This is a genomic window from Listeria sp. ILCC792 (genome assembly GCF_900186135.1).
In the GTDB taxonomy this organism is placed as follows: Bacteria; Bacillota; Bacilli; order Lactobacillales; family Listeriaceae; genus Listeria; species Listeria goaensis.
Genome location: NZ_FYBO01000012.1, coordinates 1 through 12,953 on the forward strand (window position 1 = coordinate 1; position 12,953 = coordinate 12,953).

Sequence of the window (12,953 nt, forward strand, 5' to 3'; positions counted from 1 at the left end):
TTTCCTGTTGCAATCGTAGTGTTACCTACTTTAATAGTTACATCTGCATTCGGTTCTGCCGTTCCTTCTGCTTTTGTAGAATCAGAATTTAAGGCATTAATTGTCGTTGGCGCAATATTACCTTGTGTAACCGTAGTATTTGCACTTTCTGTTTTGCCTTTCGCTGTTGCACTTGCCGTTACGACCGTTCCAAATGCTTGTTTTGGAATAGTTAACATATACGTTCCATCAGAAGCTACCGTTCCACTTGCAATTTGGTTGTTGTTTTGATCTTTAATCACAATCGTTGCGTTTGGTTCTGCGGTTCCTTCTGCTTTCACAGAATCCGTTGTAAGTGAGTTAATCGTCGTTGGTGCAATATTACCTTGGGTGACGGTTGTATTCGCACTTGAAGATTTACCATTCTTCGTTGCGGTTGCCGTTACAACCGTATTGACTGCTTGTTTTGGAATCGTAATGCTATATGTGCCGTTCGCTTGAACAACACCACTTGCAATTTGGTTGTTGTTTTGATCCTTAAATACAATCGTTGCGTTCGGTTCTGCGGTTCCTTCTGCTTTCACAGAATCTGTTGTAAGTGGATTAATTGTTGTTGCAGCAATATTACCTTGTGTGACGGTTGTACTCGCACTTGCTGTTTTTCCACTCGCACTTGCCGTTGCCGTTACCACAGTTCCAACAACTTGTTTTGGAATTAAGAGAAGATACGTACCATCTGATGCTACTCGGCCACTTGCAATTTGATTATCATTTTGATCTTTAATCACAATCGTTGCATTTGGCTCTGCGGTTCCTGCTACTGATGTAGAGTCCGTTGTCAAAGCACCAATTGTTGTCGGCGCAATATCTCCTTGAATAACGGTTGTGTTTGCACTCGCTGACTTACTATTTTTCGTTGCATCAGCTGTCACAACTACTCCAGCCGCTTGTTTTGGAATGGTGATGCTGTAGTTTCCATTCGCATCCACTTTTCCTGTTGCAATCGTAGTGTTACCTACTTTAATAGCCATATCTGCGTTTGGTTCTGCTGTTCCTTCTGCTTTCACAGAATCTGTCGTTAAGCTATTAATTGTCGTTGGTGCAAGGTTACCTTGAGTAACCGTTGTATTCGCACTTGCTGTTTTTCCATTTGCACTTGCTGTCGCGGTTACGACTGTTCCAAATGCTTGTTTTGGAATCGTAATACTATACGTACCGTCTGATGTTACTCGGCCGCTTGCAATTTGATTATCATTTTGGTCTTTAATTACAATTGTTGCATTCGGCTCTGCGGTTCCTTCCGCTTTCACTGAATCTGTTGTTAATGCATTAATCGTTGTTGGGGCAATATTGCCTTGGGTAACTGTTGTACTCGCACTTGCTGTTTTTCCACTTGCACTTGCTGTTGCCGTTACTACAGTTCCAACAACTTGTTTTGGAATCACTAGAAGGTACGTGCCATCTGACGCTACACGACCACTTGCTAATTGATTATCATCTTGATCTTTAATCACAATCGTTGCATTTGGCTCTGCTGTTCCTGCTACTGATGTAGAGTCCGTTGTCAAAGCACCAATTGTTGTCGGCGCAATATTACCTTGAGTAACCGTAGTACTTGCACTCTCTGTTTTTCCACTTGCACTTGCTGTTGCAGTTACAACCGTTCCAACTGCTTGTTTCGGAATTAAGAGAAGGTACGTACCATCTGACGCTACACGACCACTTGCTAACTGATTGTTATTTTGATCTTTAATCACAATCGTTGCATTCGGCTCTGCTGTTCCTTCGGCTACTGTAGAATCCGTTGTCAAGGCACCAATCGTTGTTGGCGCAATATTGCCTTGGGTAACCGTTGTGTTCGCACTTGCTGATTTGCCATTCTTCGTTGCGGTTGCCGTTACAATCGTACCAGCAGCTTGTTTCGGAATCGTAATGCTATAGGCTCCACTTGCATTAGATGTACCCGTTGCAATCGTCGTTTGGCCGGCTTTTATTGTAATTGATGCATTTGGCTCTGCTGTTCCTTCTGCTTTCACAGAGTCCGTTGTTAACGCATTAATCGTTGTCGGCGCAAGGTCTCCTTGCGTTACCGTTGTGGTTGCCGTATTCGATGTTACACCATTTTTTGTTGCCGTTGCTTCCACAACTGTTCCAACTGCTTGTTTTGGAATCGTAATGCTGTAATGACCACTAGCATCTGCTTTTCCTGTTGCAATTGTTGTTTGACCGACTTTAATTGTCATATCCGCGTTTGGTTCAGCCGTTCCTTCTGCTTTCACGGAATCGGTTGTTAGACTGTTAATTGTCGTTGCGGCAATCGCTCCTTGAGTGACTGTTGTGGTTGCCGTATTTGATGTTTTGCCATTTTTTGTTGCCGTTGCCTCAACAACTGTTCCAACTGTTTGTTTTGGAATCGTAATGCTGTAGGCTCCACTTGCATTAGATGTACCCGTTGCAATCGTCGTTTGACCGACTTTTATTGCAATTGATGCATTTGGTTCCGCTGTTCCTTCTGCTTTTACAGAATCCGTTGTTAACGCATTAATCGTTGTCGACGCAAGATTTCCTTGCGTGACTGTTGTATCCGCACTCTTCGTTTGGCCGTTCTTCGTTACAGCTGCCGTGACAACTGTTCCAACGGCTTGTTTTGGAATCGTAATGCTGTAGTTTCCATCAGAACCTACTTTTCCACTCCCGATTTGCGTATTGTTTTGGTCTTTAATCACAATATCCGCATTTGGTTCCGCTGTTCCTTCTGCTTTTACGGAATCCGTTGTTAATGCATTAATCGTTGTATCTGCAATAGTAGCAACTAGTGGTACTCTTGTTCTTGCAATTTCAAGATTTTCTGAGTTATAACCAATCGCATAGATTTCATCTGTTGCTGCATTTGTGATAGCTGTACGTGCATAATATTGGAAGGTACCATCTGTTCCAACTGGAATCTTCGTAAGAGGCGTCCCATTTACAACAAGTCCTACTTTGACAACAGAACCTGTGTATGTTCCGCGTACATAAGAATCTGCACCACCAACAACAAAGGTATTCGGTGTAATCGTTCCAACTTTTAAGTCGCCATCTTTCACCGTCACACGTTTCCGGTCTAATTCTTGATTGGATGCATCAAGACCCACTAAATACGCGACTTGATCCGTATTTGTTATCACGCCTTTTGCATAATATTCAAAGCTTCCTGTAACAGGAATGGTTGATTTTCTAACACCATCTACTTCGAGATACACTTTTGTAATATCCCCTGTTACTTCGGCTTGAATGCGACTGTCATAGCCCACATAGAAGTCTTCCTTCACCGTTACGGTTCCCGTATGTTCACGCGTAACTTCAGTAGAGGCACTCGATGTTTTTCCATTTGCAGTGGCTGTCGCCGTTACCATTGTCCCTTCTGCTTGTACAGGGATAGTGAAACTATAACGTCCGTCAGAACCTGCAGCTCCTTGGGCAATCGTTGTCGTACCTGCTTTAATCACCATGCTTGCATTCGGTTCCGCAGTTCCTTGGGCAATCGTTGATGTTGTTGTTAATGGATCAATCGTCGTTTGTGCAATTGTTGCGCCCGCTGTTACGGTCGTATTTGCACTCGATGTTTTTCCGTTCGCTGTTGCAGTAGCTGTGACAACTGTTCCCACACTTTGTTGTGGAATCGTCAAGCTGTATTTCCCATCAGAGCCTACTTTTCCACTTGCAAGTTGCGTATTGTTTTGGTCTTTAATCACAATATTCGCGTTTGGCTCAGCCGTTCCTTCTGCTTTTACAGAATCCGTTGTTAACGAATTAATGGTAGTTTGCGCAATACGATCATTGATGACTGTTGTATTTGCACTTGATGTCTTACCATTCGATGTCGCGGTTGCTGTTACAACTGTTCCAGCTGCTTGTGGTTGAATCGTCACCGTGTAAATTCCATCAGAACCAATTCTTCCACTTGCAATTTGGTTGTTATCTTGATCTTTTAGAACGATTGTTGCGTTTGGCTCACCAGCCCCTGAAGCCGTTACGGATTCAGTATTTAATGGGTTAATGGTAGTTTGCGCAATACGATCATTAGTAACGACCGCAACGGCACTCTCTGTTTTTCCATTTTTAGTTGCTGTCGCTGTGACGATCGTTCCAACCAATTGTTTCGGAATCGTCACACTATAAATACCATCAGAACCTACTGTTCCACTCGCAATTTGATTGTTATTTTGATCTTTAAACACAATCGGCGCATTTGGTTCTGCAGTACCTTCTGCTTTCACAGAATCTGTGTTCAATGGGTTAATCGTTGTTTTCGCGATACTACCTTGAGTGACGGTTGTGTTGGCACTCGATGTTTTCTCGCCAATTGTCGCGGTTGCCGTTACAACTGTTCCGACTGTTTGTTTCGGAATGGTAATGTCATAGCGACCATCAGAACCCGCTTGCCCCGTCCCAATTGTACTCGAACCTACTTTAATCACTACATTCGAGTTAGGTTCAGCGGTTCCTTGTGCTTTTATCGAATCCGTTGTTAACGCATTAATCGTTGTTTGCGCAAGGTTCCCTTGTGAAACGGTTGTATTCGCACTCGATGTTTGGCTATCTTTTGTTGCCGTTGCCGTTACAATTGTTCCTATGGCTTGTTTTTAAATCGTCAAGCTATACGTGCCATCAGAAGCCACTTGACCATTAGCCAGTTGGTTATTATTTTGATCTTTAATCACAATAGCCGCATTTGGTTCAGCGGTTCCTTCTGCTTTTATTGAATCTGTTGTTAAGGAATTAATTATGGTTTGCGCAATAGCTCCTTGTGTGACGGTCGTATTCGCACTCGACGTTTTGCCAGCTAATGTAGCTGTTGCGGTAACGATTGTTCCTACGGCTTGTTTTGGAATACCTAAGCTGTAATTACCATCAGCGGAAACCCTACCTGTTGCAATTGTATTTCCACCAACTTTAATCGTAATATCTGCGTTGGGTTGGGCAGTTCCTTCTGCAAGAGTAGAATTAGTCGTTAACGCGCCAATAGTTGTTTGCACAAGATTCCCTTGTGTAACAATTGTAGAATCGCTTTCTGTCTTACCACCTTTTGTTGCCGTTGCCGTTGCCGTTACAGTTGTTCCCACCACTTGCTTCGGAATGGTTACACTGTACGTACCACTTGCGGTTACAGTACCAGTTGCAATTTGATTGTTGTTTTGATCTTTAAACACAATGCTTGCACCTGGTTCAGCTGTTCCTTCTGCTTTTATTGAATCCGTTGTTAAAGGATTGATGACTGTTCGTGCAATATTGCCTTGGGTAACTGTTGTATTTGCACTTGCTGTTTTATCATTCTCTGCTGTCGCAGTTGCCGTTACAACCGTTCCTGCGGCTTGCTTCGGAATAGTTACACTGTACGTACCATTAGCGGCTACATCGCCACTTGCAATTTGATTGTTATTTTGATCTTTAAACACAATCTTTGCATTTGGCTCAGCTGTTCCTTCTGCTTTTACAGAATCTGTTGTTAGTGCATTAATCGTTGTCGGCGCAATTTCTGCATCTAAATCGACAATGCTAAAATCGCTCATTTGAATGGTCCCATTCGTTGTTTCAAACATAACGTGAGACTTGTCTGAAAGTGCTGTAAATGTACCAGTTGTTAATTGACCGTCAGCATTTGCAAAGCCATAAGGACTGTTATGATGAGAGTAGAGTGCATCGCGATCGGTTACATTCGGGAAATAATTGTCCCCATTATTAACAGCCACCTCTACTTTTCCAGTTCCCCCAGTTGGCGTAACTCTATATTGAATTCGATAGTTATGTCCTGCCACCGTGTCGAAACCTTGACCTATCCCAAAAGATGTAGCGTAAGGTTGTGTTTGATTAGCACGTATTTGACCTATTCCATTCCCAGAGAATTTAGCGGCATAATTATCATTATTCCACGTATATTCCCAACCATCTTGAGATGTTCCCCAACCAGGCCTTGTTAAATTACCTGTATTTGGTACACCAATCCAATAGATAGGATACCACTTTAGTTTACTGCTGAAACTTGCATCCACAAGATTTCCGCTACCTGCTTCCAAATTGGCTTTAAGATTATTTACGCCAGCATTAGCTGCATCTGCCGTTACTACATTAAACGGTATCGATGTCGCAATAGTCGACGCAAAAACAGTTGCTGCCACTGTACTAAGTGCAATTTTTTTCAACTTTGATTTTTTGATCTTCAAATTGTCAATTCTCCTTCTTAATTGTTTTTTGAACATAATAAAAGATAGAAAATTTACATTAGGGTTCTAATCCCTAAACTCTTTTCTACTAAATCGCTTCCCGTCTATAGATATCTAATTTTTTCGTCAATCCTCCTCTTCTAAAACAAATTGATATTCTATACTTTTTCATAGTAACACTTAAAACCTATTGAAAATGGCTATAAAAATAGATTTTCCAATTGATTTTTTGTAAATTCTGTGACAAAATGACACAACTAAACTTCAAACAGCAAAAAAAGCGAGAAAAATAAATTTCTCACTTTTTTTCGTTATTTTATACCTTTTTAAATCAGAATTTTTGAATTAGAATAACGCCTATCAGCATAATAAGAACCCCTAAAACACGGTAGCGATTAATCGGATGGCGAATAACTCCGAACCAGCCGAAATGGTCAATTAAAAGAGCGATGAGCATTTGACCACAAATCGCGAGAACAACAACCATTGCGGAGCCGAGCACTGGCAGAAGCAGGATATTAGACGTGATGAAGAAAACGCCCATTAGGCCGCCTGTGAAAATCCACCACGGTACTTTTCCGACACCGCGAAGTTTAAAAGTGACTCTTTTCTCAACGACAAGGCAAATGATGAAAAGCGCGATTGTTCCGACTGAAAATGAGATTAGCGAAGCGACAAACGGAGACCCGACGGCTTCGCGAAGTTTTCCGTTGATGGACGTTTGAACGGGCGACATCATTCCAGCGAAAAAGCCCATCATCATGAATAAAAATACTGTTTTTGGAGCTTGTTTAACCAAATGAATCCCTCCCTAAAATCTTTGCATCAAAAAGACGCCGAAAAACATGAGTAACACTCCAATGAGTCGTTCGGGGTTTAGTTCATGGACAGGCAAATTGAACCAGCCGAACTGGTCGATTAAAATTGCCATAATCATTTGTCCACAAACGGTCACCATAACGGTTAATGCCGCGCCTAATTTTGGTAAAAGTAAAATGTTATTCGTTAAGAAAATGATGCCGAGCACACCGCCGCCAAACCAAATCCACCATGGGCTTGTAGCGATGGCCTCGCTAAACACACTATAATCACGAAATGTAATTAATGAAATAATAAGTAAAACGGTGCTGCCGACTGCAAATGAAACGAATGATGCGATGAACGGTGATTGTGTGTACCCTTTTAATCGCGTGTTTACAGATGTTTGAACGGGCAGCATCATGCCAGCTAGAATACCGGCTAGTAAGTAAAAAGCAATCAATTTTTTTCCTTCTCCCTCTCTAATTCACTCCCTTAGTTTACGCGTAAATATGCCATTTGTAAACACCATTACTGTTCAGCATGTTCAAGCATTTTATAATGCGCATCTAATGCGCTTTTGGCATTTTCATAAACAAGATTTAATAGTGCTTTCTTTTCGCCTTTTTTAGGCGTGCGGACTTTGATTTCGAGCGTTTCTGCTAATAATTTCGCGTTTAGTTGTTCTGGGATGAGTAGTTCTTTTGGTTTTAAATGGTTGGGATGCGAATAAAATGTGACGAGGTAGCTTTCGACCATTTCTTCGAGGTCCGTTGTATACTCAAATACTTTTGCGGTTCGGCCAACGATGGCGCCATTTCGAACGAAGAAAACTTGAACGGCGAGAGCCGCTTCTCCGGCGACAAAATTGGCTACGTCGCGGTGGCCAAAATCGCGGGTGATTACTTTTTGTTTTTCGGTAAGGCGTTCTAACACGCTTAAAAGTTCATTTGTTTCTTTGGCTCGTTCAAATTCGAGCGCCTCCATTTGGCTTGCCATACGCATTTTCATTTCCCGTTTGACTTCTGTTTGTCCGCCGTTTAAAAAGTGCCTAATCTTTTTGATTTGCCTTGTATACTCTTCTTGACTCACATTTCTAGCACAAGGGCCAATACACATGCCTAAATGATAGTAAAAACATGGTCGGCCTCGCTTTCCTGAACAATAACAGAGGGGGTAAAGTTTTTGTAGCAATTCAAGGGTTTCTGTTGCCATGTAACGGCTTGCGTATGGTCCAAAGTAATGGGCACCGTCTTTTTCGATGTCTTTTGTGAGCTCAAGATGCGGGTTTTTTTCGTTTGTGATTTTAATGTAGAGATAGCGGATTTCTTCTTTCAACATGACGTTATAGGGCGGCTGATATTTCATGATGAGCGTCATTTCGAGCAGAAGTGCCTCTTGTTCGGTGTCTGTAAGAATAAGTTCAAAATCGTGGATATGGTGAACTAAACGTTTTGTTTTCCCAATTTGCGTTTTTGTAAAATAGGATTTTACACGTTTTTTTAAGTTTTTTGATTTTCCAATATATAAAATTTCGCCTTTTTTGTCGCGATACATGTAGCAACCTGGCGACTCTGGCAAAGTTTTGAGTTTTTGCTGCAACTCGCTATTCATTTGACGACCTCCAAAAACGTACGTTCGCCCTTTTATTTTAGCCCTTTCGGATAGTTTTGTAAAGACGAGACAGGAAATGTCTTTTGTCAAATTGAGTTGTTTATTCAAATTCGCTCACTTTATATTGAAATAAATGTGAAAGTATATGATAATATTATATTCAACCATTATCCTCTATATGTAAAATATAAAATAATCTTGTAAGTTCTATAAACTATACTGGTATCTTAACCTACTCTACTATCATATACTTTCATACATCAAATAAAACAGCTCTTTATCCGCAAATTTGGATAAAGAGCTGTTATTATCGAATTCATTTTCTACTAATCTTAATACATCTCTTATGATTTATTTATACTTCACTAGGTCATAAGGATAATAATTAACATTTTGGAGCTCCGCATCATCAAGTTGCATAATTTTAGCAACTGCCCCACTTTCATAACTCCAATATCCGTTATAGATAGCATGAGGGCTTTTATGTGAATTATACCAACCGGCATCACGATGACCTTGATACCATTCTTTTTCCACATATTGCTTCAGTAATGTTTCCGCTACCTCTTTAGTTTGAGCTTGCGTCACAGCTTTTAAAGTTTCATATGGTCTAGTGAATGCAAGTTCATTAGTTTTCACCCATGAATTATCTACACTATGAAACATATAATCAATCAGAAAATCATGAAAACCTTCTCTTTGTACTAACTGCTGCAATATTTCAAGCTCTTTAGTCTCCTTTAAGAGTATTCCAAGTGAAACAGCTTGAAGTAATTGTATATAACTTCCAGTTTCTTTATCCCATGTTGAATCAAGTGTTTCAACAAAGTAAGAATAAACTTCTTTAATCTCATTTTGGGTTTTACCCATTGAATATAACGAGTTTATTTTATCAAGATAATAGTTGGATAAAATTATATTAGCAGTCCTCACCCTCGGACTATTTTTTCCATATTCATCTATAATTATGAGTTTCATATCAGCATATTTCTTTATCAATCTATTTATTTCATTGACACGATTTTCAAAGTACAGAGTATCTTTAATAGTATCTCTCATAACGTTCTCCTTTACTGTTTTATTTTTTACCTGCTGAATCTAAAATACTCTCAACAGCATTCCCATTTACATCAATATTTACTAATATCGATTGAACATTTTCAGGATGCATTAATAATTCATCTTTTATTAATTCGGCAATTTCTGGACCAACCGCTTTTTCTAATCTATTACTTCCTAATATCCAACTTTCACTCATTTGCAAGCCATCTTGTGTTTGTTTTAATTGAGATGTATTAAACTTGGCTTCCGCAATAATATATTTTGGAGGTGGTGATGCACATTCATAGACTCCATCAATTCCCGTTTGAAGTTTATCATTCAATGTAGTCACACGCTTTCCTATCCGTGTCGCGTCTTTCAAATCTTCTATATAGTTATCCGCAACCATTTCACCAAAATTACCTTTTACTTTACTGCTATCTAGTAACGTATTCCCATTTTTCACATCATCAATTACTTGATATTGCTTTAACTTATCTGGATTGATAAATTCATCACTTTGAGTCACGATTTTCGCATTCTTCAGTATCTTATTCAACCCAAATCCAGCAATCATAAAAGCAATATCTGTACCTGCGCTCAAGATGACTTCGTTTCGCTCTGCTTGCGTTAATGGATTTCCATTCACATCTAAACCGCTCAATGCGTGATAAGCATCCTTCGCTGTCAGAACAGTTCCTGATACAGTAGCCGCTGTAGCCGAAATTGAACTAACTGCTGTTGGAACTGCAAAACCTGCTGCTCCAGCCGTCGCAATAATTACTCCTCCTACACAAACAATCACAAGACCCGTTGTGATGATATTGCTCACTTTTTCTAAGCCTGTTTCGTAATCGAAATCAGCTTGACGATATAGCGTATTAATGAATGTATCATAATTGATTTGAAAGTCCATTTGCCCTGTTTGTTCTAAAAATAGCTCATATTGAACTTGTTTCATTCGTCTTGTAAAGGGACTATTCATTAAATCCGTAAATGTAATCGAGTCTTTATAAGTCATACTTGTAGATCGCGTACTTGGCGCACTTATCGCAACTCCTGGCTGCCATGTTTCGCCTTGTACAGCAAACTGATTCACCGATACATCATAACGGGAAATATCAACCTGACTTAAGCGTTCGACAAATTGCTCCATATCCTTTTTAAAAGGTGTATCAATCAAATGACTTGTCGCCTCATAAAAGGTATCTAGAGAATTCCTAAAAGCCCACTGATTATCGTGTAGCTCATTAATTGTATCATGTTGATTAGTATAATTGAAATAGAAATCGCCTGAAAGATTCTCATCATATAAATAATCGTTTAAGTCTTTCAACCCTCGATCTACGCTATATAATTGGTCAATTATCTTAGTCATTCGACTATCAATGTCATGCATACAATCCGAAATAATACTGTCATTCAAATAAATCTGTTCAGCCATTCTGATACACCTCCTGTATCAGATTATCCCAAAGCTTAGCTAATTTTTCGTCAGTTTCTTTAAAACATAATAGTGCGTCCAAACAGTATTCATTAATCAAATTATAATATGTGATAAGCATTTGAATTTTTCCATATAAGTCAGCACCCATACCTTCCATAACTATAGTACCTTGGTATTGCCTTGATGTAGGGTTAAAAATATACTGTACATCTTCTTTGGCTTGTCCTTCAGAATAAAAAATTAGTTCTTGTAAATTTTCAAATGCAGGTATTGAAGTTTGTGCTATTGAGTTCATTAGTTGTTCTAAAGTATTCATAACACGTTCCAATTCATCTGCATTTATAATTACTTCTTTTCCCATATTATCGTTCTCCTGTCAGTATTTGTTCTGCTATAGATTGTATCTGTGGTATTCTAGTCACTAACCATTCAAATGCATTAATACTTGTTGGCTCTTGAAATCGATAATCTGAATCTAAAAAATACAATTGCTTATTCTTCATGCCAATAACTAATTCTTCCTCTAAGAGATAAGCATGATCAAATATTTCCATAACTAATGTAAATTCTCCGAGAGTAAAATATGTAAAAGCTTTTCTTTGAGTCAAGTTAGCATCATAATATTCCTGAGCAGATTGTTTCATAATAGGATGATGTAAAACAGTTTGTACCATTAACAATGCATCTCCAACTAATAATTCATAGTAAACATCTTCTCTTGAACCAATTTGTTTCAGAATTACACAGAGTCCATCTTCAGCAAGACCAAAAATATAATCTTGGATATGAATATATTTGTATGATTCAGAGTACTTTTTCAACAACTCAACATAGACTACCGTAGCATCAGAAACAGCACCTTTTTTTGTTAAAATATTTTTTTGAACAAGTTTTTCAATTGTATAGTCATTAGGTTCTTTATATGGAATACCAAATAATGATGGAATATTTTTATATTCAGCTAAATAGTAAAGTTCCTGCGCATTAAGCATTCGAGTTGTCTTCATCTCTAATCGATTCCTTTTAGTTTTTTATAATTGTCTAATTCTTCAAAAGCCTTATAATTTTCACCAAAGCTATGTATCGCTTTATTCAACTCGGTGGAGCTGTTTAACAATGCCCCGTGATACTTGACAACCATCTCCATTAAAGCCTTGATATGGACGTAATGGTCACCACTCCAACGCATACTTTCCATATCCGCTTGCAATCCCTTCGCTACTGAATAGCTATTCTCTAGTCCCTTTTTCACTTCAACAAGTTGTAACCATGCTTGATACCAATCATCATTATACGATTGTTCACGACTCATTTCTCTTCCGCCTCCAATCGAGTAATTTCACTATTCCAAAAATCAACTTTATTTTTTGCTTGCGTTTTCATAGCATTCATGTCTTCTAGTGAAATTTCTTGATTACTTTTAATCCTAGTAGCGGTAGATAAAAGCAGTCTCGCTTTTATATCAATAATACTTTCGGGTTGGCTATAAGGATTTAAATAACTGGTCATTTCTAAAGAAACTTCTTCCTTCCTCGCAATTTGAATATCTCGTTCAATTTGTTCAATTTTAGTAACTAAGTTTTTATATTTTTTTGTTTGCTTTTTGCTGCGCTTACTTCATCACTATCAAACCATCCAAACATCTTACCCCTCCAATACTTATCTTCTTTCGGATTAAGTTCTGAAAATCACAATTTAATTATATACAAATTAATACTATCTGACAAATCGTTATGTAGTATCGACAGACACTCAAATTTCAGAAATAAATTACGATAAAGTAACAAAAAACTCATCAGTAAAATTTTGAATTTACTGATGAATTTTTTGTTACTTATATTTCTTATTTATGTAATATTTCGCCATTCTCT

General features: G+C 38.8%; 11 protein-coding genes. All 11 read right to left on the reverse strand.

From position 1 onward, the window contains the following. On the reverse strand, positions 1-4,439 hold a 4,439-nt coding region (locus CFS60_RS11515; protein WP_088839267.1), incomplete at its 3' end, for an Ig-like domain-containing protein. 165 nt (positions 4,440-4,604) lie between these two features. Then, on the reverse strand, positions 4,605-6,182 hold the full coding sequence (locus CFS60_RS11520) for an Ig-like domain-containing protein (RefSeq protein ID WP_088839268.1): 1,578 nt from the start codon (positions 6,180-6,182) through the stop codon (positions 4,605-4,607). Positions 6,183-6,513: 331 nt separating this feature from the next. Then, positions 6,514-6,945 (reverse strand): DMT family transporter, encoded by a 432-nt coding sequence (locus tag CFS60_RS11525; RefSeq protein ID WP_369821476.1) that lies wholly within the window; start codon positions 6,943-6,945, stop codon positions 6,514-6,516. Positions 6,946-6,993: 48 nt separating this feature from the next. Beyond that, positions 6,994-7,443 (reverse strand): DMT family transporter, encoded by a 450-nt coding sequence (locus CFS60_RS11530; RefSeq protein WP_088810392.1) that lies wholly within the window; start codon positions 7,441-7,443, stop codon positions 6,994-6,996. Positions 7,444-7,511: 68 nt separating this feature from the next. Further along, complete coding sequence (gene uvrC, locus CFS60_RS11535; RefSeq protein ID WP_088839269.1) at positions 7,512-8,594, reverse strand: excinuclease ABC subunit UvrC; 1,083 nt, start codon at positions 8,592-8,594, stop codon at positions 7,512-7,514. Positions 8,595-8,945: 351 nt separating this feature from the next. Beyond that, a complete protein-coding gene (locus tag CFS60_RS11540) occupies positions 8,946-9,653 on the reverse strand; it encodes a PoNe immunity protein domain-containing protein (protein ID WP_088839270.1) in 708 nt (235 codons plus the stop codon). 19 nt (positions 9,654-9,672) lie between these two features. Further along, positions 9,673-11,079: a hypothetical protein gene (locus CFS60_RS14085; RefSeq protein WP_255387566.1), complete on the reverse strand. Its 1,407-nt coding sequence runs from the start codon at positions 11,077-11,079 to the stop codon at positions 9,673-9,675. Beyond that, complete coding sequence (locus CFS60_RS11550; RefSeq protein WP_088839271.1) at positions 11,072-11,443, reverse strand: hypothetical protein; 372 nt, start codon at positions 11,441-11,443, stop codon at positions 11,072-11,074. Before CFS60_RS11550 ends, CFS60_RS14085 begins: the two co-directional genes overlap by 8 nt. Before the next feature lies 1 nt (position 11,444). Next, positions 11,445-12,089 (reverse strand): DUF5081 family protein, encoded by a 645-nt coding sequence (locus tag CFS60_RS11555; protein ID WP_088839272.1) that lies wholly within the window; start codon positions 12,087-12,089, stop codon positions 11,445-11,447. A 2-nt stretch (positions 12,090-12,091) separates the two neighbouring features. Beyond that, entirely contained in the window at positions 12,092-12,394 is a 303-nt protein-coding gene (locus CFS60_RS11560) for a hypothetical protein (protein ID WP_088839273.1), read from the reverse strand. Continuing rightward, on the reverse strand, positions 12,391-12,591 hold the full coding sequence (locus tag CFS60_RS11565; RefSeq protein WP_088839274.1) for a hypothetical protein: 201 nt from the start codon (positions 12,589-12,591) through the stop codon (positions 12,391-12,393). The genes CFS60_RS11560 and CFS60_RS11565 overlap by 4 nt, the downstream gene beginning before the upstream one ends. Positions 12,592-12,953 lie beyond the last annotated feature (362 nt).

What these genes read in the sequence shown, in the direction of transcription:
- CFS60_RS11525 (WP_369821476.1), bottom strand. Translation starts at nt 6,945, where the DNA reads ATGATGATGGGCTTTTTCGCTGGAATGATGTCGCCCGTTCAAACGTCC.
- uvrC (WP_088839269.1), bottom strand. Translation starts at nt 8,594, where the DNA reads ATGAATAGCGAGTTGCAGCAAAAACTCAAAACTTTGCCAGAGTCGCCA.
- CFS60_RS11540 (WP_088839270.1), bottom strand. Translation starts at nt 9,653, where the DNA reads ATGAGAGATACTATTAAAGATACTCTGTACTTTGAAAATCGTGTCAAT.
- CFS60_RS14085 (WP_255387566.1), bottom strand. Translation starts at nt 11,079, where the DNA reads ATGGCTGAACAGATTTATTTGAATGACAGTATTATTTCGGATTGTATG.
- CFS60_RS11550 (WP_088839271.1), bottom strand. Translation starts at nt 11,443, where the DNA reads ATGGGAAAAGAAGTAATTATAAATGCAGATGAATTGGAACGTGTTATG.
- CFS60_RS11555 (WP_088839272.1), bottom strand. Translation starts at nt 12,089, where the DNA reads ATGAAGACAACTCGAATGCTTAATGCGCAGGAACTTTACTATTTAGCT.
- CFS60_RS11560 (WP_088839273.1), bottom strand. Translation starts at nt 12,394, where the DNA reads ATGAGTCGTGAACAATCGTATAATGATGATTGGTATCAAGCATGGTTA.
- CFS60_RS11565 (WP_088839274.1), bottom strand. Translation starts at nt 12,591, where the DNA reads ATGACCAGTTATTTAAATCCTTATAGCCAACCCGAAAGTATTATTGAT.